The sequence below is a fragment of the Streptomyces sp. NBC_00887 genome, from assembly GCF_045207585.1.
In genome coordinates, this window is record NZ_CP108788.1 from 3,221,404 (window position 1) to 3,242,875 (window position 21,472).

Genomic DNA, 21,472 nt, shown 5'->3' on the forward strand with positions numbered 1-21,472 from the left:
TGCTCCCTCTCCCCCCGGGTCACTGGGTGAACGTGTCGATGGCGGAGATCCGCCAGGTGTCGCCGCGACGAACGGCGTCCACTGCGAACATGGCCGCCGCATAGGTCGTCTCGTCCGCCCTGCCCGTACGCGTGTTGCTCTGGTCGGCGAAGACCAGGAGCCGGGCCCGGTCGCCGTCGAGCCGTTCGACGCCGCTCTGGGTGACGGTCGTGGTGAGCACGAGCTTCTGCTTCGGCGCCTGCGCGCGTACCTCGGCGAGCATGTCCTTGTGCTGCTGCACCGCCCGGCCGACCAGATGGGTCCGTGCCGCCCGGTCGGACTTCGCGGGCGAGGCGTAGTTGTACGAGAACACGGCGCCGACCGCTTCGGTGATCTGGCCCTTCACCTCGCTGGTCCGGCTGATGTCGGTGAGGGCGGTGTTCTGCCGGCTCGGGTCGTCGCGCAGTGTGCCGGCGGAGGCGAACGCCCAGGCGGCGAAGGCGCCGAGGAGCACGGTGGCGGCACAGAGGACGGCGGGGAGCCGGATGCGGAGCCGGGGCGGGCGCCTGCGCAGGATCCCGGGGTCCTCGCCCGCGGACGTCTGTGCCGTATCGGCATCCTCAACGGCCTTTTCTTCCAGCTCGGTTGGACCTATAGCTGTGGCATCCGTGGCCGTATCGTCCGTGTCCGTGTCTGTGTCTGTGTCTGTGTCTGTGCCATTCCGTACGGGCTGCCGGTCGGGGGTGGCACGCCCGCGGGGCGGGGCGCCCGCCGTCGCGGCGGAGGCCAACCGTCGCTGGCGGTTGACGAGGTGACGGGTCGTCGACATCTCTCGGGTCCTCTCGAAGGCGGTGCGTTCCGGGGCGGCGGTGTCAGCCGGCGGTGTTGCCGACGGGCGCCTGGCCGAGGGCGCTGAGTTTCCACCCCTCGGAGGTACGGGTGAGCTGCCCGAGCATCCGGCTCTCCTTCACCGCGGGCTTGCCTTCCGGCGCGGTCACGGTGACCCGCAGTGCGACCATCACTCCGGCCTTCCCGGCCCGTTCGTCCAGCTCGGTCACCGCTCCCGACAGCACCTCGGCCGTGCTGACGGTCCGGGCCGCCTCGATCTGCTCGGCGAACCCGTCGCGTCCGTCCACGAGTTGCTTGTGGAGGTCGCCCGTCGTCGAGTCCTCCCAACTGTCGAGACCCTGATCGAGCTGCGCGTGGTCGAGCGTGTTCATGTTCTGCACGGCCTGCTCCCCCGCGGCCAGCGCGTCGTCGCGGGCCTGTGCGTAGGCCGCCGAGTCGTCGTGAGCGGCGTCGTACCGGGACCAGCCGCCCCAGCCCGCCGCGACCGCCGCCACGGCGGTCAGCGCGATCGCTGCCGCCACCAGCGGATTCCTCGTCGTCCGTACCCGTGCCATCGGTGCCTCTCCCCTACCTGGAGGTGATCTCGACGATCTGCCAGCGTCCGTCCCGCAGTTCGGCGGTGACGGACAGCTGGGCTGCCGCGGTGGTGGCGGCCTTCCCCTCACGCTCGTACACCTGGTCGAGAAAGACGAGCAGGTGGGCGCTGCTGCCGCTGAGTCGGGTCACTCCGGCCCGTACGACGTGGGTGGTGAGCGTCAGCTTCTGGTCGGTGGCCTGCTTCTCCACCTGGCCGAACAGTGCCGCGTACTGCTGGAGCGCCTTGCCCGCCAGCAGTTGCTTCGCCGACTCCTTCGTCACGGCGGTGGCCTGCGGGCTGTACGAGAAGACCTTTCCCAGCGCGTTGCTGACATCCCCCGCGACCCGGGTGGTCGCCGCCGTGTCGGTCAGCGCGCGGTTGGATGTGGCGGGGGTGTCACGGAGTTGCTGCCCGGCGACGAAGAACGCACCGCCGGCCACGAGCAGGGCGACGACCAGGACGGCGGCGACGGTTCGGGCCGGGCGTCCGCGGTTCGGTGCTGCCTTCTCGTCGGCCCGGGGCTCCGCCGTCCCCGCATCCGGGCCGGTGTCGATCGTGGTGCTCGGTACGGTGGTCCCTCCGGTCTGCCTCATGTGCCGCTCCCGACGGGTATCGCCTCGAGCGCCTTGATCTTCCAGCCGTCGCCGGTCCGGGCGAGGTTCGCCTCGAAGCGCTTGCGCTCCGTGCCGCCCTTTCCGGTGCGCGGGGTGACCTCGACGTCGACGGTCGCGATCATTGCGGCGGTCCCGGCGCGTTCGTCGAGCGCGGTGAGCGCGGCGTCGGTGACCTTCCCGCGTGCCGTGGCACCGGATTTCGTGAGCTCGCTCGCATCCTTCTTGCGGCTGCTCCTCAGCCCGTCGTGCAGAGGACCCGTCGAGGAGGCGAGCCAGGCGTCGAGCCCCGACGCGACGGTCGTGCCGTCCTTGCCGTCCATGGTGTTCAGCCGGGCGAGGTGCCGCTTCCCGTCGCCGAGAGCGGCGTCGCGGCTCTTCGCGTACGAGAGGGTGTCGTCGCCCCGCGCCTGCGCGTACGACCAGCCGCCGAGCGCGCAGATCAGTACGGCGGCGACGAGCACGGCCCAGCCGCTCAGGCGCTTCGTCCGGGCGTTCACTGGCCACCTCCGAGGCCCAGCAGACCGGCCATGCCCTGAGGCGCCGGCGACGTGTCGCCGGCGGTGCCGAACGTACCCGGGAGCCGGTCCCCGTCGGTGCCGGTGAGGAGCGGGCCGGGCACGGCCGGCTCGGGCACGGGCCCACCCCTGGGGGCGTTGGCGCTGCCGCGGACGTTGATCCCGGTGCCGGGCGAGGAGGCGCAGCGGGCCTTGGTGTTGACGGCGGGCGCCGGCGAGAGGTCGGTGCCCTCGCGGTAGGTCGTGGAGCCGTATCCGGCGGTGCAGGGCAGTGGTTCGAAGAAGGTGACCGACATACCGAACCGGGCACCGTCCTCGTCGACCGCACTCGCTCCCGCTGCGGCGACCGCGGGGACCTTCACCAGGAGTTCCTCCAGTCCGCGCTGCCGGGTGACGGCGACCTCGGAGGTGGTGAGGAGGTTGGCGACGACGACGCCGAAGCCTGGTTCCACGTCACGCAGCAGCCCGCTGATCTGTGCGGTCGCGTCGGGGGCGGTGGCGATCAGCCGGCGCAGATCGCTGTCCGATCCCTTGAGTTCCGCGGCAAGTTCCTCGGCGCCCGACGCGAAGCCCTTGAGGGCGTCGCCCTGTTCGGCCTGGGTACGCAGCACGGTCTCGCCGTCGGCCATGAGCTTCGTGGTCGTCGGCAGTGCCTCGTCCGCCGCTTCGACGAACTCGCTGCCGGTGTCGAGCAGGACCTGGAGGTCGTCGCCGCGCCCGTTGAAGGCCGCACCGAATTCCTCGACGACGGTGCGCAGCGCTTCCGCGTCGACGGACGCCGTCAGGTCGTTGACGCTGGTGAGGACGTTGGTGACGGGGGCGGGGATCGTGGTGTCGGCCTGGTCGATGACCGAGCCGTGCTCCAGGAAGGGACCGTCCGCGCGGGTGGGCCGCAGGTCGATGTACTGCTCGCCGACGGCGGAGAGGTTGGCGACGACTGCCTCCAGGCTGTCCGGGATGCGCGGTGCGTCGTTCTCGATGCGCAGCTCGGCCTCGACACCGTCGTCGGTGAGTTCGATCGGGCCGACCCTGCCGACGGACACGCCCCGGTAGGAGACGTTGGAGTGGGTGTACAGGCCGCCGGTCTGCGGCAGTTGGACCGTCACGGTGTAGTAGCTGCGCAGGCCGACATAGTGGCCGAGGTCGGCGTACCGCACACCGAGGTAGCCGAGTACGAGCACCGCGATGACGAGGAAGGCGATGTTCTTGAGGCGGGTGGCGAGCGTGATCATCGGCTGCTGCCCTCCGTGCCCGGTGTCGTGATCGAGGGAAGGGGCAGGGGAAGCGCCGCCTTCTGCCGGGCAGGTGGCGCGGTGGCGTCCGGGGTGAGAGCCGGGATGATCTGGGTACCGGGCATGGCCGTCACATCCAGGTAGACGTTGAGGTAGTCGCCCTTCACTCCGCGCAGCACCTCGTCGGTGAACGGGTAGGTGAGCAGCACCTGGAGGGAGTCGGGCAGGTCCTGGCCGGAGTCGGCGAGGGCCCGGAGCGTGGGGGCGATCGCCTTGAGGTCGGCGATCGTGTCGGCCTTGCTCTTGTTGATCGTCCCGACGGCGACGGTGGAGAGCGTGTCGAGCGAGCGCAGCATGGTCAGGAGCGAACCGCGTTGCTTCTCCAGGACCTTCATTCCGGGGCTCAGCCCGGTGAGGACGGTGCCGACGTCCTGTTTGCGGGTGGCGAGGGTGGCGGCGAGGCGGTTGACGCCGTCGAGCGCCTCGGTGATGTCTTCCTTGTGGTCGTCCAGGTTGGTGACGAGCGTGTCGACGCGGCTGAGCATCGAACGGATCTGGGGTTCCTGTCCGGCCAGTGCCTTGTTGAGTTCGGTGGTGATGGTCTTGAGCTGGTCGATGCCCCCGCCGTTGAGGAGCATCGACAGGGCGCCGAAGACCTCTTCGACCTCGGGGTTGCGGTTGGTGCGCGTGAGCGGGATCCGGTCGCCGTCCGCAAGGGCGCCCTCGGCCGTGCCGGCGGCGGGAGGTGAGAGCTGGACGTACTTCTCGCCGAGGAGGCTGGACTGTTCGAGGTGGGCGTACGCGTTGGCGGGCATCCTGATCTTCCCGTTGACCCGCATGGTGACCTTCGCGGTCCAGCCGCCGGGAGTGAGGGAGATCTTGGTGACCCTGCCGACTGCGACGTCGTTGACCTTGACCGAGGACTGCGGCGCGAGGCTGAGGACGTCCCCGAACTCGGCGGTGATCTCGTACGGGTCGTCGCCGAGGTCGGCGCCGCCGGGCAGCGGCACCTGGTCGATGCCGGAGAAGGAGGGCGTGTCGACGCCGGCGACGACGAGTGCGAGGCCGACGCCGACGGAGAGCAGGGCGGCGAGGCCCGTGGTCGCGCGCGCTCCGGGTCTGCGCAGGGCACGGCTCATCGGTTCGCCTCCTTCTTCTTGTCCGTCCCGGTCTTCCCCGGGGTGCCGTAGACGGTGCCGATCGCGGGCAGCGGCAGCACGGGCAGCGCCTTCTGCCGGGTGGCGTCCACCGGTGCCAGCCCTTCCAGGCCCGCTGCCTCGGCCTCGGTGAGCGGTCCGCCCATGGACAGCTCGTTGAGGTTCGTACGGCCGTTGAGAGTGCGGTTCGCCGGGTCGTAGGCGTTGAGTACGTTGGTCGCCGCGAGCGGCAGCGTGTCGAGGGACTCCGCGAGCGAGGCGCGCTGGTCGACCAGGGTCTGGGTGAGCGGCACCAGGAGGTCCACGTTTTCCTTGAGCGCGCCGCGGTGCTTCTGGATGAAGCCCTTGACCTGGCCGAGCGCCTTGCCGAGCTCCTTCAGGGCCGCACCCAGGTTCTTCTTGTCGTCGGCGAGGAATCCGGTGACGGAGTTGAGCTGCTGCTCGGCGGCGCGCACGTTGCCGTCGTTCTCCTTCAGCATCGTGGTGAAGGTCTGCAGGTAGGAGAGGGTGTCGAAGAGGTTCCCGCTGCTCCTGTCCAGCGTCTTCGTCGCTTTGCCGAACTGCTCGATGGAGTCCCCGATGGCCTTTCCGTTGCCGTCGAGGTTCTTCGCGCCGGTCTCCAGCAGTCCGGCCAGGGCTCCGTCCGCGTTGGCCCCGTCCGGACCGAGCGCCGTGGAGAGCTCCGTGATCGACTCGTACAGCTGGTCGACCTCGATCGGTGTCGCGTTGTTCGCGGCGGGCAGTACGGCGTGGTCCTCGATCTGCGCCCCTCCGCTGTACGCGGGGGCGAGCTGGACGTAGCGGTCGGCGACCAGGCTGGGGGCGACGACGACGGCGTGGGCCTCCTTGGGGACCTTGACGCCCTCGTCGAGCCGCAGGGTGACCGCGACCTCCTCGCCCCTCGGTTCCACGGATTCGACGGTGCCGACCTTCACACCCAGGATCCGCAGGTCCGAGCCGGCGTACACCCCGGTGGCCTGGTCGAAGTAGGCGGTGACCGTCGTCCTTCCGGCGTCGTCCATGGCCATCACACCGGAGGTGGCGGCCACGGCGACGACGGCGAGTCCGGCGCCGATGCCGATGATGCGTGCGGGTCTCATGTCAGCGGCCCCCTTGCTTCGGCGGCATGCAGTCGTCCTCGGGAAGGGTGTCGGCGGGCAGGTAGTCCTTCGGGACGACTCCGCACACGTAGTTGTCGAACCAGCGGCCGTTGCCGAGTGTGTTGCCTACGAGCCGGTTGTAGGCGCCGGCCATCGAGAGCACCTTGTCGAGGCTCTTTCGGTTCTTCACCAGGACGGCGGTGACCCGGCCGAGCGAGTCCAGCGTGGGTTTCAGCTGCTTGTTGTTGTCCGTGACGAGCCCGGTGAGCTGGGTGCCGAGGTTCCGGGTTCCTGTGAGCAGCAGATGGATGGAGTCGCGGCGGGCCTGGATCTCGCCGAGGAGCAGGTTGCCGTCCTCAAGCAGTGTCTCGAAGCTGCTCTTCTTGTCGGCGAGGGTCCTGGTGAGCTGCTTGCTGCCCTTGAGCAGGGTGGCGAGCTGCGCGTCGCGTTCGGAGACGGTCCTGGAGAGTGCGGAGAGCCCGTTCGCCGCGCTGCGCACGTCGGGTGGGGAGTCCTTGAAGGTCTCGGAGATCGTCTCGAAGCTCTGGGCGAGCTGGGCGGTGTCGATCTCCCCGATGGTCTCGCCGAGTCCGTTGAACGCCTGGGTGACGTCGTACGGGGAGGTGGTGCGGCTCGCGGTGATGCGGGAGCCGGGGTCCTGCGGGGCGTCGCCGAGCGGGTCGACTGCGAGGTATTTCTCACCGAGGAGGGTCTTGATGGCGATGCCGACGGTGGAGGCGTTGCCGATCCAGGCGTCCTTCACCTTGAAGTCGACCTTCACCTTGGCGCCGTCGAGCGAGACGCCGGTGACCTCTCCGACCTTCACGCCGGCGATCCGCACCTCGTCGCCGCTGTCGAGTCCGGCCGACTCGGTGAAGTCGGCGCTGTAGGTGGTTCCGCCGCCGATGAAGGGCAGCGCGTCGGCGCGGTAGGCGGCCAGCCCCAGGAGGGTCAGAACGAGGAGTCCGACGACGCCGACGGCCACGGGGTTGCGTTCCCGTACGGGCTTGATTCTCATGCCAGGCACCTCGGTTGGGTGATCGCGATGCCGGTGGGCGGGGCGCTGCCGTCCTCGGTGCTCACTCCGGAGATCTTGGCCTCGCACAGGTAGAGGTTGAGCCACGAGCCGTACGAGGTGAGGCGGGTGATCGCCTCCATCTTGGCGGGGGTCTTCGCGAGGAAGCTCTCGATCTGCGGCTGCCCCTTCTCCAACTGACCGGTGAGACGCCCCAGTTGCTTGATGTCCTCCTTGAGCGGCTTGCGTCCGTCCTCGAGGAGACCGGCGGTGACGGTCGTGAGCGCGCCCATGGCCGTGACCGCTTCGCCGAGCGGCTTGCGGTCGCCGGAGAACCCGGTGACGAGCTTCTGGAGGGTGACGACGAGGTCGTTGAAGCCCGCCTCACGGTCGTTGACGGTCTTCAGGACCGTGTTGAGGTTCTTGATCACCTCGCCGATCACCTTGTCCTTGGCCGCTACGGTGCCGGTCAGTGATCCGACGTGGGAGAGGATGCTGTCGACGGTGCCGCCCTCGCCCTGGAGCACCTGGACGATGGAGCCCGCGAGCTGGTTGACGTCCGGCGGGGACAGCCCTTCGAAGAGCGGCTGGAATCCGTTGAAGAGCTGGGTGAGGTCGAGCGCAGGGGTCGTACGGGAGAGCGGGATGGTCGCCCCCGCGGCGAAGCTCCTGCCGACGGGACCGGCGCCCTGGTCCAGGTCGACGTAGCGCTGGCCGACCATGTTGAGGTACTTGATCGACGCGGTCACGGAGGCGGGCAGCTTGCGGCCCTTACGGACGGCGAAGGCGACCTCGGCCAGGCGCTTGTCGGCCACCTCGATGGATTCGACCTGTCCGACCTTGACTCCGGCGATCCGGACGCTGTCACCGACGACGAGTCCGGTGGCGTCGGTGAACCTCGCCCGGTACGTCGTCGTGTCGCCGACGCCCGTATTGGCGATGGAGAGGGCCAGGACGGTGGTGGCCAGGACGGTCACCACGACGAAGACGATGGATTTCGCGAGCGGTCCCGCGAGGGAGCGGCGCTTCACTTGAGCTTCACCTCCGCACCGCGGAAGGCCGGACCGATGAGCACGCTGCTCCAGTCGGGCAGGGACTGCGGCTGCACTTTCAGTGAGGGGGCGATGAGTTCGTTGACGAGCCGGCTCTCCTGGGGGGAGTTGGGAATGCCCAGCGCGCTGTCGGCGGCGGGCGCGGTGGCGTCCGCCCCCGCTGCCGGGCCGGTGTCCGTGTCGGTGGCGGCGCGGGCGTCGGCGGTCGGGACCGTCCTGCCCACGTAGGGAACCGAGTAGCAGTGCGGGCCGCCGGTCGCGCTGTAGACCGGGGCATCCTTGCCCGCCACGTACTTTCCCTTCGACTTCACGGCCTTGAGGGTGACGTGGAGGCCGGGCTGATCGGTGCCCTTGCCGAGCGCCTTGTCCATGGCGGGGACGAATCCCGCCATCGTGCGCAGGGTGCAGGGGAACGCGTCCGAGTACTCGGCGAGGAGTTCCAGCGTCGGCCGGCCCGCGGCGGAGAGCCGGATGAGGTTGTCCTTGTTCCGCCGCAGGAACGACGTGACGTCCTGGGCGGAAGCTGTGGTGGAGCCGTACAGATCGGCGAGTTCCGCCTGCTGTTCGGCGATGGTGCCGCTGGTGGTGGTGAAGTCGGTGAGCGCGTCCAGGACGTCGGGGGCGGCGTCCGCGTAGAGGGTGCTCACCTTGACGAGCTCCTTGATGTCCGCGTTGAGCGTGGGCAGTTGGGGGTTGAACTCCTTGAGGTGGGCGTCGAGGGTGACCAGCGTGTCGCCGAGTTTGTCGCCGCGTCCCTCCAGTGCCTGGGAGACGGCGTTGAGCGTGGCGGCGAGCTTCTCCGGTTTCACCGCGGTCAGCATCGGCAGGACGTTGTCGAGGACTTCCTCCAGCTCGATGGCGTTGCTGGAGCGGTCCTGCGGGATCACTGAACCCGCTCGCAGAGTCTGTGCGGAGGGGACGGGCGGCGGTACGAGGGCGACGAACCGCTCCCCGAAGAGGGTGGTCGGCAGCATCTGTGCGGTGACGTCGGCCGGTATCTGCCCGAGCCTGTCGGGCTCGATGGCGAGGGTCAGGCGCGCCCCGTCGCCGTCGGCCTCGATGTCGCGCACCTGCCCGATGACGACCCCGCGCAGCTTCACATCGGCGTTGTCATGCATCTCGTTGCCGACGCTCCCGGTGCGTACGGTCACGGTGGCGTCGTCGCTGAAGTCCTTCTCGTACACCGAGACCGACACCCACACGAGCACGGCGGGCACGAGCACGAAGGCCACGCCGGCCATTCTGCGGCGCACCGTCTGCGCCTTGGACGAGGGCATCAGCCGGCCACCTTCACCGTTGTCGTCGCGCCCCAGATGGCGAGCGAGAGGAAGAAGTCGGTGACGCTGATGAGCACGATGGCGTTGCGTACCGACCGGCCCACGGCCACGCCGACCCCGGCGGGGCCGCCCGTGGCGTGGAAGCCGTAGTAGCAGTGGGCGAGGATCACCAGCACGCTGAAGATCAGCACTTTGAGCACCGACAGGAGCACGTCGTCCGGGGAGAGGAAGAGATTGAAGTAGTGGTCGTAGGTGCCCGCGGACTGACCGTTGAACAGGATCGTGATGTAGCGGGAGGCGAGGTAGGAGGAGAGCAGCCCGATCGCGTACAGGGGGATGATCGCGACGACGCCGGCGATGATCCGGGTGGTGACGAGGTAGGGCATGGACCGCACACCCATCGCTTCGAGCGCGTCGACCTCCTCGTTGATCCGCATCGCGCCGAGCTGGGCGGTGAAGCCCGCGCCGACGGTCGCGGAGAGGGCCAGCCCGGCCACGAGCGGGGCGATCTCACGGGTGTTGAAGTACGCGGAGATGAAGCCGGTGAACGCGGAGGTGCCGATCTGGTCGAGGGCCGCGTAGCCCTGGAGGCCGACGACCGAACCGGTGGCGAGGGTCATCGCGATCATCACACCGATGGTGCCGCCGATGACACCCAGGCCGCCGCTGCCGAAGGCGACCTCGGCGAGGAGCCGCTGGACCTCCTTGAGATAGCGGCGCAGGGTCCTGGGAATCCAGATGAGAGCCCGTACGTAGAAGGTGAGCTGGTCACCCGCCCGATCGAGCCGGCTGAGCATCGACACCGGTCAGCCCCCCTTCGGGGGGACGATCTGGAGGTAGATCGCCGTGAGGACCATGTTCACGAAGAACAGCAGCATGAAGGTGATGACGACGGACTGGTTGACCGCGTCACCCACTCCCTTGGGGCCGCCGCGCGGGTTCAGCCCGCGGTAGGCGGCGACGATGCCGGCGATGAAGCCGAAGATCAGCGCCTTGAGTTCGCCTATGTACAGGTCGGGCAGCTGCGCGAGGGCGGAGAAGCTGGCGAGGTAGGCGCCCGGTGTGCCGTCCTGCATGATCACGTTGAAGAAATAGCCGCCGAGCGTGCCGACCACGGACACCAGGCCGTTGAGCAGGACGGCGACGAGCATGGTGGCCAGGACCCGCGGGACGACGAGCCGCTGGATGGGCGAGACGCCCATGACCTCCATCGCGTCGAGCTCCTCCCGGATCTTCCGCGATCCGAGGTCGGCGCAGATGGCCGAGCCGGCGGCTCCGGAGATCAGCAGTGCCACGATGAGCGGGCTGGCCTGCTGGATGACGGCGAGGACGCTGGCGCCGCCGGTGAAGGACTGTGCGCCGAGCTGCTCGGTGAGCGAGCCGACCTGGAGTGCGATGACGGCGCCGAACGGGATCGAGACGAGAGCGGCGGGCAGGATCGTGACGCTGGCGACGAACCAGAACTGTTCGATGAACTCCCGCATCTGGAAGGGCCGGCGGAAGATCGCCCGGGATACCGCGACAGCGAGCGCGAACAGTTTCCCGGTCTCGCGCAGCGGGGCGACCAACCGTGAGGGCTGTCGCTGCCGCGGCGCCCTGTCCTCGGGTACCGGTGTCGTCGCGGGTGGCTCGGGCGGCCGCACGGGCAGCGGGGCCGTCACAGGCGCCCACCGCCCAGGGTCGGCGTGTAGCTGTTCATGATGGCCGTACGGGCGGCCTCCGGCAGCTGGCCCATCATGGAGACGACCCGCTCCCGGCGACGCAGCGCACCCTGCCGCACGGGCATTCCGGGTGAGGGCTCCAGCTGCGGTACGACGGTGCGCGGCACCGGGGCGTAGTGGTAGCCGTTCACCTGTTCCGCGGCGAGGGTGGCCGCGTCCTTCTCCTCGGACATGCCGATGGGTCCTTCGCGGCGTCCGGAGAGGAACTGGGAGACGACGGGCGTGTCACTGGTGAGCAGGACCTCGCGCGGACCGAAGGTGACGAGTTTGCGGCAGAAGAGCATGCCCATGTTGTCGGGAACGGTGGCCGCGATGTCGAGGTTGTGGGTGACGATCAGCATCGTCGCGTCGATCTGCGCGTTGAGGTCGATGAGCAACTGGGAGAGGTACGCGGTGCGGACCGGGTCGAGTCCGGAGTCCGGTTCGTCGCAGAGGATGATCTGCGGGTCCAGGACGAGGGCGCGGGCGAGGCCCGCACGCTTGCGCATTCCGCCGGATATCTCGCCGGGGAGCTTTTCCTCCGCACCGAGCAGTCCGACGATGTCGATCCGCTCCATGACGATGCGGCGGATTTCGGATTCCTTCTTGCGGGTGTGTTCACGCAAGGGGAAGGCGATGTTGTCGAAGAGTGAAAGTGAGCCGAAGAGAGCGCCGTCCTGGAACATGAGGCCGAAGAGCTTCCGGGTCTCCATGATCTCCCGCTCGGGACTGTTGACCATATCGACGCCGTTGATGAGGACGCGTCCCTTTTCGGGCTTCAGCAGACCGATGATGGATTTCAGGAAGACGGTCTTCCCGGTTCCGGAAGGACCGAGCATCACGCTCACCTCGCCGGCCGGCAACGTAAGACTGACGTCCTGCCAGATGTTCTGCTTGCCGAAGGACTTCGTCAGGCCCTCGACGACCACTTCGATTCCCATCGGCCCTCCTTCGAAGGTGCGGTGAACGACGTCATCTGTCAGCACTCCGGCTCTGAGAAATGCAAGGGCGGCTCGTCACACATGCACCGGGAGGCGCACGTTATGTCCGCCGAAACCGCCAGGACAAGCCGTTGAACAGCGGAAATCGTCGGACGTTGATCTCTGGGTGGATCACTTGTCACCGGATGACAAACCCACGTCCCGGGTTTGTCGGATTCTGCGCAAGCACTCCGAGTACGCCGGGGCCCCGCAGCCCCGGGGGGCCGGCACCACGAGACCCCGGCAGCGGGAGAACCTGGCCCCGGCGGGAGGGTTCGATGCCGGAGGAACTCCCGGAGGAGTCCGGGGCGAGGGGGCGCGACCAGGACTCCACGTACGTCGAACGAGCAGGCACGGACACGTTTCCGAGCTGCTCAACGGGGACGCTACGGGCCGGTAACCTGACTGCGCAATAGTGGTTCATAAAGTTTCTTCGCTCCGATTCCCCACCCAGAATTTCTTGTAGTCGACTGAGTAATCGGCCTGCCAAACCTGTCGGAAAGTGAGGCCTTCCGAGCGGGATGTCGGCATGGACCACGCCACTCCTGGCATGCCGAAGCCCGCCCCGATCAGGAATGATCCGGCCGGAGCGGGCCTGGAAAAGCACCGTGCGACAACCACGCGGGAACTGACGAACGGAGTGTGCCGCAGATCGGGCCTTCGGCGGACTACTTGACCGCTGAGTGCCAGTTCTGCGCGAGCACCTTGCCCGCATCGGGCAGGAAGAGGCCTGGGGCGGTGAGAGCGGCGTTGTAGGTCGACGCGTTGTTCAGCACGAGGCTGTTGTTCCCCGCGGCCGACGGGAGGCCGGTCTTCAGGTTCACGGCCCAGCTCAGACTCCCCAGGAGGCCGCAGCCGGTCGCCTTCGGCACGGCGAAGGCACTGTCACCCTGCTGGTTGTCGGTGAGTGCGAACCGGAGCATGTCCCCCTCATCGTTGCGCGTGCCGTTCCCGTCGAACCGCTGCACGGCGACGGCCGGGGCGGTGGTGTTCTGCGGACGCAGGACGACAGGGTCGGAAGCCGATCCGATGTAGCAGTGGGAGCCGAGAAGCGGGTTCTCCAGGTGGATCCGGATGGGCAGCTTCACGATCGGCACGCCGGTGGTGAGACCCGCCATGAGGTTGAACTCCGTGGGCGTGCCGGCCGACTCCACCGTTGCCGTGATCTTGTTCAGGCTCGCGTTCGTGATCTGGTTGCAGATGACCGAGATCACTGGGGTGTCGTCGCACATCAGCCCGAGCAGTCCACCGGGGATCTCCGTCGGTGCGCCCACCAGGGCGCCGCCCGCCGGCGGGACGACGGTGAAGGTCCCCGCCGTCGTGTCCTGGACGACCCCGAACTGCATGTCGTTGAACCCGGTGGTGGCCTCGGTGTTGCCGAGCTTTATGGAACCGCCGGGCGAGTAGGAGGACACACAGGAGGCGACCAGGTCCTGTCCGTCGGCCGCGAGCATGGCCGGGGCGTCGACCGGACAGCGGGAGAAGGGGGCCCAGTCCCCGTTGAGACTTGCCGAGGCTGACGCAGCCGAGGCGGGTGTGGTGCTCAGCGGAAGGGCGACCGCGATCGCGGTGACGGCGAGCCCGGCACGCCATCTCTTCGGGACAGATCTCATTGGTTCCTCAATTCATGGTCGAATATGCGGAGTTGCTGAATCGGCACTTGGCCGGGTGCAGTGCTGTACGGCATAAGGGTTGTCAGCGTTCCGCCACGGGAACGTTCAGCGGCTGCCGGTCCGCGGTGCACAGGGTCTCGTCGTTCACCATGGCTGCGCAGGGCGGGCCCTGGATCTGCTTCACATATCCGGACTTCCCCGAAATGGAGGTGGTGAAGAGGTCGTCGAGGTCCTCCCCGACACCGCAGCCGGAGAACGGCGGCACAGTGACCGACGAGGTGAGCGGCCCCCCTCCGGTGAGGGTGTACCCGGTGAAAATGAAGTCCTTGAAGAACACCTTCCCCAACAAGGTCAGCCGGAAGGGCTTACTGGTACGGCAGTTGGGGCCGACTTCCAGCGCCACTCCATTGACCTTGACGTCACGGAGACGAAGCGAGAGGTCCATGGTGATGACGGTGGACCCGAAGGTGTCGAGGCCGTTGAGGGTCAGATCCGAATGCACGTTGTAGATCGGCAGACCGTCGGCGTCCTTCTCCAAAGGCTGTTGGGTCATTTCCATCGTGGCCGTCGTGGGCATGAAGCCGAAGGTCAGAAAGGTCGTGGTGGCGGGTGGCAGCTGCGGTCGGCCGAGGTGGTCGACCATGGCGGTGGAGTCCTGGATCAGATGCGCCAGTCCGTCCGGGGATTCCTCGGGTGGCACGATGCCCTGTGGCCCCTGCAGGATCTTCGCGCAGGCCACCGGAAACTTCGCCGCACCCTTGAGCTTGGTGACGTTCGCGTATCCAGTGATGTAGGCGACCAGGTGGGACTCGTTCTCCGGATCGCCCAGACACTCCGGCGCCTCGGCGGCGGGTGCAGCGTCCCGGGCTCCTACCCTCGGCGCCGCCAGGTCGCTTTCACCACCGCCCTCACCCTGCCCCTCACCCGTCTCGGACGGCCAGGGCGCGGTCTCCTCGCCGCCGATGTTCACGCTCGCCAGCAGCAGATCCTGGTCGGCCACCGGCGTGCAGGTGAGGTCCAGAGGCGAGGACCTGGTCGGGGCTCCGTCGGCACTGACCGGAGTGAGTTTCACCGCCAGCTGCCCGGCGGTGAAGGTCAGACCGCCGGAGGCGGCGGCTGTCACCGAGGGGACCGCACCGGAGGCCGCCAGCGTGAGATCTCCCTTGCCGGGGACCGCCGACGGACCCTGGGTGTTGCCGATCCACACGGCCTCGGCAGAGTGGCCTTCCTGCGCCACGTCGACCGATAGACGTGTCTCCGCCACGACGCCCTTCGATCCGGCTCCGGGTACGGTGGTGGATTCGGCCCCGGCGGTGGGTTCGACCGGGGCCGGTGAGTCATTTCCGCCGGGGTCCTTCACCAGATCTGCCACGGCATCGGCAGGCAGGGCCAGCTCCGTCTTCACCTCACTCAACTGCACGGCTTCGCCGGCCTGCCCCCTCTCGGGGACGACCGCCGAGACCCGCGCCTCGATCTCCCTCTCTCCTGAGGGAAAGGCACAGGCATAGGCCAGCTCGACATCGATTTCGCGGTTACCCGCGGAGGCCTGTGCACCCGGGATCATTCCCGCCATCAGGACCCCGGCCAGAACGGCTCCGCCCCGTGCGGCCGCACGCCCACGACCCCGCCTCGATGTGCCGCGCATCGTCATCCTTCATGGATCCCTTCCCTCGATGGTGCGGTCGCACGGCGGGGGCCCCCGCCGTGCGACCGGCCGGCATCAGGGCTGCCGGACTGACCTCAGGTGCCGATGATGCTGGTGATGCCGTTCACCGAATAGGTGGCGTTGAACGTCGGGATCATCCCGACGGCGACGAGACCGGCGCAGGGCGCGGTCGCTGTGGTCACCTTCAGCTGACGCGTCGGCTGGGTCGAGATGATCTTGGTGCTCGTGGCCTTGAGCTTCTTGGTGCTGTTGACGTAGGAGGCGTAGACCGAGCCCTCCACGGTGAACTCGCAGGTGAGGACCTTGAGCTTCGCCTTGATGTTGCTGATGTAGCCGACGGTCGTGCCCGTGGCGGTGTTGTAGTCCTCGGCCCAGATCGCCCACGGCATCGTGGTGACCGGGGTGACGGGACCGAGGCCGCTCGTGCAGGGGGCGGTCGGCGGGTTCCCGAACGACGCCGCGTTGATGCTGGCGATGTTGGCCGGGTTGCCCGTCGCGCTGGACGCGACGCCGCTCGCCGTGGCCGTCGTACACGTCATCGGAATGCTGTTCACCGAGAGGACCACACTGGTCGACGAGGCCGTGAACGAGGCGGGGTTGGGCGAGACCGTCCACGTGGTTGCGGGGAAGGCCATGGCCTGGGTCGCGCTGAGCGCGAGGGCGGCGGAAGCGACACCGGTGGTGACGGCAAGCTTCTTGAGGGTGTTACGCACAGTTAGTTCCTCCGATTCGACAATGCGAGTGCACTGTTGCGGGGATTCGCGCGACTGGTCCTGCACAGGCACAGGAAGCGCGGCAGTGAACCGAGTTGCGTGGGGGCCGTGCTGTTGATTCAGCCACATACATTCTGTGACAGGGCGTGACGTTACTTGCGGGAAACTTGGAGCACAATCCCGGCGTCGAAATTGACTCCGGACATTCTTTTTCCTCGTCCGCAGGTCACTAATCGGGCCGGACCACTTGTCACTTGGTGCGCAATATTGGTCGCCGGAGGTCCGGTCGCTGCCGCGATCTCCATCCGGGCAGCCGCGGCTCCGGGCGCGTACGAGGCGAAGCATTCCCACCGTCGAGCAGTGCTCGCGATATCAACAACCCGCCGGCCGGCAACACGCACACACCCGTTACCCAGGGTTACTTTCTTGTCTCCAGGAGAGCATGCGTCCGAAAACATTGTCCGGAAGTGAGCAATGCCGCCCCCACCTGCACCGAAGCCCCACGATGAGGCGAAAGTAAGTGCCCCCTGCACTTCGATCTTGTGCAAATGGTGTGCACGTAGCCCGACTTGGTCTACCTTCGTCGCCGAAGTTGGTATACACCAGGCGGTCCGTGGGAGCGCTTCCCCCATTGCCCCACCCACACGGGCACCGGAGAGCAAGGGGACAGTCATGCCGAGACTCATTCAGCCGTTGGACACCGGCGACCCCCTGGGGCCGCTCCCTCAGGAATTCGCCGCGATCATGCGACCCGAACTGCCGAGCCTGATCAAAGAGATCGGCATGGAAGTCACCCGCGCCTATCCCGAATACGCGCAACTGCTGAACGGGCCCAATGGACAGACCATCAGGGTCGGCGTGGAACAGAGCCTGTCCTCGTTCGTCGACCTGGTCGCCGAGCCGTCCTCCTCGACGACGCTCCGCGACGACATGTGCCGGAGATTCGGGCGGTTCGAGGCGTACGAGGGCCGCACCATGGACGCCCTCCAGGGCGCCTACCGGCTGGGGGCGCGCATCGCTCTGCGCCGGGCGAAGAAGGTAGGCCGGAGCTACAACTTCTCCCCGACCCTGATGCTCAGCTTCGCCGACGCACTGTTCGCCTACGTCGACGAGCTTGAGTCACTGTCCCGCGAGGGCTATCTGGAAGTACAGGCCCGGTCCGACCAGCAGAGCGAAGCCATGCGCCGCCGGCTCCTGCACCTGATCCTGGCCGGCCGCCCGGTGCCGCGGACCGCCATCTCCGAGCTGTGCGAGCAGACCGGTTGGGCGCTGCCCGAGCAGGTGACGCTGGTCGCCGTACGCGCGCCCGCGGGCGTGGACCCCGCCGACCTCCCCCGTGACGTACTGGCCGATCTCGGCGACCCGCAGCCGCACTTACTGGTTCCGGGGCCGATGGACGACGCGCGGCGGCAGATGCTCGAACGCGCACTGATCGGCGCCCGCGCCGTCATCGGGCTGACCGTGCCGACGGCTTTCGCGTCCGACTCGATCCGGTGGGCCCGCCGCGTCGTCGAACTCATCGACACGGGCGTCATCGACGACACACCGGTAGTCCCGTGCGAGGACCACCTCATCACCCTGTGGCTCCTGTCCGACCCGGCTCTCCTCGACCAGCTCGCCCAGCGTGAACTGGCCCCGGTCTCCGGGATCAGCTCCACCCGGCGCGAGCGGCTGGTCGAGACCTTGCGGATCTGGCTCGACACCCGGGGCACCGCGGCGCAGATGGGCGAGCTCCTGGACGTCCACCCCCAGACGGTCCGCTACCGCATGCGCAATCTGGAGTCCATCTTCGGCGAGCAGCTGACCGATCCCCGGAGCAGGTTCTCCACCGAAGCCGTACTGCGGGCACTCCAGTTGCGCTCGCGCGGCGAGGAGACCCTCAACTGACGCGGCGAAGAGTCCTGATCACAGCCTTCCGTACGAGTCAACTTACCTGCAGGTAAAGCGAAATAGACGGTCAGTCCCAAACGGTTGCTACACGGAGACGTTCTCAACGAGAAACCCGGAACTGCGTCCCGTACACATGGAGGAGCAGGCAGCCCACCCGGCAGCCGCCCGCGCACCGCCTCCTGGCCGACCATCCGAGAGGGAACCCCCGATGACCGCCTCACACCTGCTCGTCCCCGTACCGATCCCGGACCGGGTCGCCGTGCTGATCGGGTCCTGCATCCCGCCGCACATCCTGCAGGCGGAGTTCGACGCCGACTGCGCGGCCCGCGAGGTCCGCAGGTTCCGTGGGCCGCGACTGGGGATCGAGGACCAGGCCGACCGTGAGCAGGCACTGTCCGAACTGGCTCGGGCCAACAAGGTGCTCGCCGCCCATCACCCCCGGCTCGCGGTGCTGCCGGGCGGCGCCTGGTAGTGCTTGCGAAGAGGCGACGACACCCTTACCTTACTCAAAAGTAAGTTTACTCTGGAGTAAGGAACTGGCGTGCCCGACGACACCAGCGGCAACCTCACCGACGACCTGGCCGGGCTCGACTTCGCGGCCGTCTCCCCCGAGGAGTTCGCGCGGATCATCAAGGGCCTGTCCGTCAAGCAGCTCGGCGAGGTCATGCGCGGAGAACTGCGCACCCGTGTACTGAGCGAGGTCTTCGGCCGGATGCGGCAGCAGTTCCGGCCCGAGACGGCCGGTGGGCTCAAGGCCCTGATCCGCTGGAAGATCACCGGTGAGACCGACGAGGTGTACGAGACCTCGATAGCCGACGGCCGGTGCGCCGTGAGCGAGGGCCGCTCCGACGGTGAGCCCCGTACGACGCTGGTGCTGGGCGATGCGGAGTTCCTCAAGCTCGTCTCCGGCAACGCCAACCCCGTGACGATGTTCATGACGCGCAAACTGAAGATCGCCGGTGACGTCGGTCTGGCTTCGGGACTCACCCGTTACTTCGACATCCCGAAGGCCTGAGCCCATGAGCTACTTCTCCCTCGCCCTCACCGAGGAACAGCAGGATCTCCGCAACTGGGTACACGGCTTCGCCGCCCAGGTGGTGCGCCCGGCGGCCGCCGAATGGGACGCCCGGGAGGAGACCCCGTGGCCCGTCATCCAGGAAGCGGCCCGGATCGGTCTGTACGGATTCGAGTCGCTGGCGGACATGTACGGGGACCCCAGCGGCCTCTCCCTCCAGATCGCCAACGAGGAGCTGTTCTGGGGCGACGCCGGAATAGGCATGGCGCTCTTCGGCACCTCGCTCGCCGTCGCCGGGATCTTCGCCTCCGGCACTCCTGACCAGCTCGCCGAGTGGGTCCCGCAGTGTTTCGGCGACGAGGACGACCCGAAGGTCGCGGCTTTCTGCGTCTCCGAGCCACAGGCCGGATCGGACGTCTCCGCCATGGCCACGAAGGCCCGTTACGACGAGGCCAAGGACGAGTGGGTGCTCTCCGGCCAGAAGGCGTGGATCACCAACGGCGGGATCGCCGAGATCCATGTGGTCGTCGCCTCGGTCGACCCCTCGCTCGGAGCCCGCGGACAGGCGGCGTTCATCGTGCCGCCCGGCACCGCGGGCCTGGAGGCGAGCCGCACCATCAAGAAGCTCGGCCTGCGCGCCTCGCACACCGCGGACGTCTTCCTCGACGACGTCCGCGTGCCGGGCCACTGTCTGCTGGGCGGCAAGGAGAAGCTCGACGCGCGCCTCGCCCGCGCCCGCGAGGGCGGCAACGCCAAGGGGCAGGCGGCGATGGCGACCTTCGAGGTGAGCCGTCCCACCGTGGGCGCCCAGGCGCTGGGCATCGCGCGGGCCGCGTACGAGTACGCGCTGGAGTACGCGGGACAGCGGGAGGCTTTCGGCCGGCCGATCATCGAGAACCAGTCGATCGCGTTCGCGCTCGCCGACATCCGTACCGAGATCGAGTCCGTACGTCTGCTGATCTGGCAGGCGGCCTGGATGGCCCGCAACGACCGGACCTTCGATGCGGGCCAGGGCTCCATGTCGAAGCTGCGCGCGGGTGAACTCGCCGTGTCCGCGACGGAGAAGGCCGTCCAGATCCTCGGCGGCGCCGGGTACAGCAGGGAACACCCCGTGGAGCGGATGTACCGCGATGCCAAGATCTACACGATCTTCGAAGGGACCAGCGAGATCCAGCGCCTGGTCATCGCACGGGCCATCTCCGGGCGCCACATCCGCTGAGCCCTTGCCGCTCAGTCGCCGACCGGGGTGAAGCGCACCGGGAGCGATCCCGGGCCCCTGGTGAACACTCCCTGCTCGGCCGGTACGAAGCCGTCGGCGAGCCGGAGGTCCGGCATCGCGTCGAGCAGCTGGTTCACCCCGGTCCCCACCTCCGCCCTGGCCAGCAGCGCGCCCACGCAGAAGTGCCGGCCGAGTGCGAACGCCAGGTGGTCGGCCGCGGCGGAGAACGCGGTGGTGCTGGTCAGGTCGGTGCGGAAGATGTCGAAGCGGTCCGGTTCGCGGTAGCGATCGGTGTCGCGGTTGGCCGACCCGATCAGGCAGGTGACAGTGGCTCCTGCGGGAACGGTGCCGCCGGTCAGCTTCACCTCGTGCGCCGTCTGCCGCATGATCATGTGGACCGGCGGGGTGTAGCGCAGGGTCTCGGCGAAGGCCCGGTCGATCAGTGACCGGTCCGCGCGGACTGCGGCGAGCTGCTCGGGGTGGGCCAGCAGATTGGCGAAGATCGAGGCGATGGCCTTGTCGGTGGTCTCCCCGCCCGCCGCGAGGAGCAGGCTGCAGAAGGCCTTGATGTCCTCGTCGCTCATCCGGACGCCGTCGACCTCGGCGGCGCAGAGCGCGGAGAGCAGGTCGTCGCCGGGTGCCTGCCTGCGCTCCTGGATGACCGGGATCATGTAGGCGGCGAACTCCTGGCGGGTCCGTTCGCCGCCCGCCCTGACATCGGGGTCGCCCGCGAGGTTGCCGAGGAAGGCGATGACGGTGGTGTACCAGCCGTGGAAGCGTTCGTGGTCCGTCCTGTCCAGGCCGAGCATGTCCGCGATCACCAGGACCGGGAAGCGCGTGGCGAAGGACTCCACGAGATCCGTCTCGCCGCTGTCCCGGAACGCGTCGATCAGCTCGCGGGCGTTGCGCTCGATGACGGGCAGGAACTTCTCCTGGAGGTCCGCGCCACGGAAGGCGGGGGCGACCAGGGCCCGGCGCACGGCGTGCTCCCGGCCGCTGAGCTGGAGGATCGTCCGGCCGTGGACGGGTTCGAGCTGCCAGTCGTAGTTCTCGGTGGTGAACTCCTGGGCCTTGTCCTTGAAGATCCGCTCGACGTCCTCGTACCGGGAGACGAGGTAACTGTCGGTGGCCTCGTGCCGGAGGAGCGGAGCGCTCTCGCGCATCGTGCGGTAGGCCCCGTAGGGGTCGGCGGCGAAGGCAGGAGAGAGAATATCGGGCAGTGGCAACGCTTGGGACACGTGTGACTCCTGTGGGGGCAGACATCATGACGTTCCAGGGTCGTGAACGAGCTTGCCCGACAAGGCTATTG

General features: G+C 68.2%; 21 protein-coding genes. 4 read left to right on the forward strand and 17 right to left on the reverse strand.

Annotated features, from left to right (window positions below; genetic code table 11):
- Positions 1 to 19 precede the first annotated feature (19 nt).
- From OG844_RS14685 to OG844_RS14760, 16 genes are all read right to left on the reverse strand, one after another.
- Complete coding sequence (locus OG844_RS14685; RefSeq protein WP_406390526.1) at positions 20 to 808, reverse strand: hypothetical protein; 789 nt, start codon at positions 806 to 808, stop codon at positions 20 to 22.
- Positions 809 to 851: 43 nt separating this feature from the next.
- A complete protein-coding gene (locus OG844_RS14690; protein ID WP_406390528.1) occupies positions 852 to 1,382 on the reverse strand; it encodes a nuclear transport factor 2 family protein in 531 nt (176 codons plus the stop codon).
- Between the two features lie 13 nt (positions 1,383 to 1,395).
- Positions 1,396 to 1,998, reverse strand: a complete 603-nt coding sequence (locus OG844_RS14695; RefSeq protein ID WP_406390530.1) for a hypothetical protein — start codon at positions 1,996 to 1,998, stop codon at positions 1,396 to 1,398.
- Positions 1,995 to 2,516 carry a hypothetical protein gene (locus tag OG844_RS14700; protein ID WP_406390531.1) on the reverse strand — a complete coding sequence of 174 codons (522 nt, stop codon included), beginning with the start codon at positions 2,514 to 2,516 and terminating at the stop codon, positions 1,995 to 1,997. The genes OG844_RS14695 and OG844_RS14700 overlap by 4 nt, the downstream gene beginning before the upstream one ends.
- A complete protein-coding gene (locus tag OG844_RS14705; protein ID WP_406390532.1) occupies positions 2,513 to 3,766 on the reverse strand; it encodes an MCE family protein in 1,254 nt (417 codons plus the stop codon). The genes OG844_RS14700 and OG844_RS14705 overlap by 4 nt, the downstream gene beginning before the upstream one ends.
- On the reverse strand, positions 3,763 to 4,905 hold the full coding sequence (locus tag OG844_RS14710; protein WP_406390534.1) for an MCE family protein: 1,143 nt from the start codon (positions 4,903 to 4,905) through the stop codon (positions 3,763 to 3,765). The genes OG844_RS14705 and OG844_RS14710 overlap by 4 nt, the downstream gene beginning before the upstream one ends.
- Positions 4,902 to 6,023, reverse strand: coding sequence for an MCE family protein (locus OG844_RS14715; protein ID WP_406390535.1), 1,122 nt, complete (start codon positions 6,021 to 6,023; stop codon positions 4,902 to 4,904). Before OG844_RS14715 ends, OG844_RS14710 begins: the two co-directional genes overlap by 4 nt.
- 1 nt (position 6,024) lies before the next feature.
- A complete protein-coding gene (locus tag OG844_RS14720) occupies positions 6,025 to 7,041 on the reverse strand; it encodes an MCE family protein (protein WP_406390536.1) in 1,017 nt (338 codons plus the stop codon).
- Entirely contained in the window at positions 7,038 to 8,069 is a 1,032-nt protein-coding gene (locus tag OG844_RS14725) for an MCE family protein (RefSeq protein ID WP_406390538.1), read from the reverse strand. The genes OG844_RS14720 and OG844_RS14725 overlap by 4 nt, the downstream gene beginning before the upstream one ends.
- Positions 8,066 to 9,367, reverse strand: a complete 1,302-nt coding sequence (locus OG844_RS14730; protein WP_406390540.1) for an MCE family protein — start codon at positions 9,365 to 9,367, stop codon at positions 8,066 to 8,068. The genes OG844_RS14725 and OG844_RS14730 overlap by 4 nt, the downstream gene beginning before the upstream one ends.
- On the reverse strand, positions 9,367 to 10,164 hold the full coding sequence (locus OG844_RS14735; protein ID WP_406396135.1) for an MlaE family ABC transporter permease: 798 nt from the start codon (positions 10,162 to 10,164) through the stop codon (positions 9,367 to 9,369). The genes OG844_RS14730 and OG844_RS14735 overlap by 1 nt, the downstream gene beginning before the upstream one ends.
- Positions 10,165 to 10,173: 9 nt before the next feature.
- Complete coding sequence (locus tag OG844_RS14740; protein WP_406390541.1) at positions 10,174 to 11,028, reverse strand: MlaE family ABC transporter permease; 855 nt, start codon at positions 11,026 to 11,028, stop codon at positions 10,174 to 10,176.
- Positions 11,025 to 12,008 carry an ABC transporter ATP-binding protein gene (locus tag OG844_RS14745; RefSeq protein WP_406390543.1) on the reverse strand — a complete coding sequence of 328 codons (984 nt, stop codon included), beginning with the start codon at positions 12,006 to 12,008 and terminating at the stop codon, positions 11,025 to 11,027. Before OG844_RS14745 ends, OG844_RS14740 begins: the two co-directional genes overlap by 4 nt.
- 707 nt (positions 12,009 to 12,715) lie before the next feature.
- A complete protein-coding gene (locus tag OG844_RS14750) occupies positions 12,716 to 13,660 on the reverse strand; it encodes a hypothetical protein (RefSeq protein WP_406390544.1) in 945 nt (314 codons plus the stop codon).
- 82 nt (positions 13,661 to 13,742) lie between these two features.
- Positions 13,743 to 15,305: a DUF6801 domain-containing protein gene (locus OG844_RS14755; RefSeq protein WP_406390546.1), complete on the reverse strand. Its 1,563-nt coding sequence runs from the start codon at positions 15,303 to 15,305 to the stop codon at positions 13,743 to 13,745.
- Between the two features lie 95 nt (positions 15,306 to 15,400).
- The gene (locus tag OG844_RS14760) at positions 15,401 to 16,039 is read right to left on the reverse strand and encodes a hypothetical protein (RefSeq protein ID WP_406390547.1); all 639 of its coding nucleotides are present in this window, start codon (positions 16,037 to 16,039) and stop codon (positions 15,401 to 15,403) included.
- A 672-nt stretch (positions 16,040 to 16,711) separates the two neighbouring features.
- On the opposite strand from OG844_RS14760, the gene OG844_RS14765 reads away from it, so the two are divergent.
- From OG844_RS14765 to OG844_RS14780, 4 genes are all read left to right on the forward strand, one after another.
- A complete protein-coding gene (locus OG844_RS14765; RefSeq protein WP_406390548.1) occupies positions 16,712 to 17,926 on the forward strand; it encodes a helix-turn-helix domain-containing protein in 1,215 nt (404 codons plus the stop codon).
- A 211-nt stretch (positions 17,927 to 18,137) separates the two neighbouring features.
- Positions 18,138 to 18,401, forward strand: a complete 264-nt coding sequence (locus OG844_RS14770) for a hypothetical protein (protein ID WP_406390549.1) — start codon at positions 18,138 to 18,140, stop codon at positions 18,399 to 18,401.
- Positions 18,402 to 18,470: 69 nt separating this feature from the next.
- On the forward strand, positions 18,471 to 18,944 hold the full coding sequence (locus tag OG844_RS14775; protein WP_406390550.1) for an SCP2 sterol-binding domain-containing protein: 474 nt from the start codon (positions 18,471 to 18,473) through the stop codon (positions 18,942 to 18,944).
- 4 nt (positions 18,945 to 18,948) lie between these two features.
- Positions 18,949 to 20,163: an acyl-CoA dehydrogenase family protein gene (locus OG844_RS14780; protein WP_383177896.1), complete on the forward strand. Its 1,215-nt coding sequence runs from the start codon at positions 18,949 to 18,951 to the stop codon at positions 20,161 to 20,163.
- A gap of 11 nt (positions 20,164 to 20,174) precedes the next feature.
- On the opposite strand, the gene OG844_RS14785 is transcribed toward OG844_RS14780, so the two are convergent.
- Positions 20,175 to 21,401, reverse strand: a complete 1,227-nt coding sequence (locus tag OG844_RS14785) for a cytochrome P450 (protein WP_406390551.1) — start codon at positions 21,399 to 21,401, stop codon at positions 20,175 to 20,177.
- Positions 21,402 to 21,472 lie beyond the last annotated feature (71 nt).

Bases quoted from the DNA above. Each gene is read 5' to 3' on its own strand.
- OG844_RS14730 (WP_406390540.1), bottom strand. From the start codon at position 9,367: ATGCCCTCGTCCAAGGCGCAGACGGTGCGCCGCAGAATGGCCGGCGTG.
- OG844_RS14750 (WP_406390544.1), bottom strand. From the start codon at position 13,660: ATGAGATCTGTCCCGAAGAGATGGCGTGCCGGGCTCGCCGTCACCGCG.
- OG844_RS14735 (WP_406396135.1), bottom strand. From the start codon at position 10,164: ATGCTCAGCCGGCTCGATCGGGCGGGTGACCAGCTCACCTTCTACGTA.
- OG844_RS14745 (WP_406390543.1), bottom strand. From the start codon at position 12,008: ATGGGAATCGAAGTGGTCGTCGAGGGCCTGACGAAGTCCTTCGGCAAG.
- OG844_RS14695 (WP_406390530.1), bottom strand. From the start codon at position 1,998: ATGAGGCAGACCGGAGGGACCACCGTACCGAGCACCACGATCGACACC.
- OG844_RS14720 (WP_406390536.1), bottom strand. From the start codon at position 7,041: ATGAGAATCAAGCCCGTACGGGAACGCAACCCCGTGGCCGTCGGCGTC.
- OG844_RS14685 (WP_406390526.1), bottom strand. From the start codon at position 808: ATGTCGACGACCCGTCACCTCGTCAACCGCCAGCGACGGTTGGCCTCC.
- OG844_RS14770 (WP_406390549.1), top strand. From the start codon at position 18,138: ATGACCGCCTCACACCTGCTCGTCCCCGTACCGATCCCGGACCGGGTC.
- OG844_RS14690 (WP_406390528.1), bottom strand. From the start codon at position 1,382: ATGGCACGGGTACGGACGACGAGGAATCCGCTGGTGGCGGCAGCGATC.
- OG844_RS14715 (WP_406390535.1), bottom strand. From the start codon at position 6,023: ATGAGACCCGCACGCATCATCGGCATCGGCGCCGGACTCGCCGTCGTC.
- OG844_RS14755 (WP_406390546.1), bottom strand. From the start codon at position 15,305: ATGCGCGGCACATCGAGGCGGGGTCGTGGGCGTGCGGCCGCACGGGGC.
- OG844_RS14705 (WP_406390532.1), bottom strand. From the start codon at position 3,766: ATGATCACGCTCGCCACCCGCCTCAAGAACATCGCCTTCCTCGTCATC.
- OG844_RS14780 (WP_383177896.1), top strand. From the start codon at position 18,949: ATGAGCTACTTCTCCCTCGCCCTCACCGAGGAACAGCAGGATCTCCGC.
- OG844_RS14710 (WP_406390534.1), bottom strand. From the start codon at position 4,905: ATGAGCCGTGCCCTGCGCAGACCCGGAGCGCGCGCGACCACGGGCCTC.
- OG844_RS14765 (WP_406390548.1), top strand. From the start codon at position 16,712: ATGCCGAGACTCATTCAGCCGTTGGACACCGGCGACCCCCTGGGGCCG.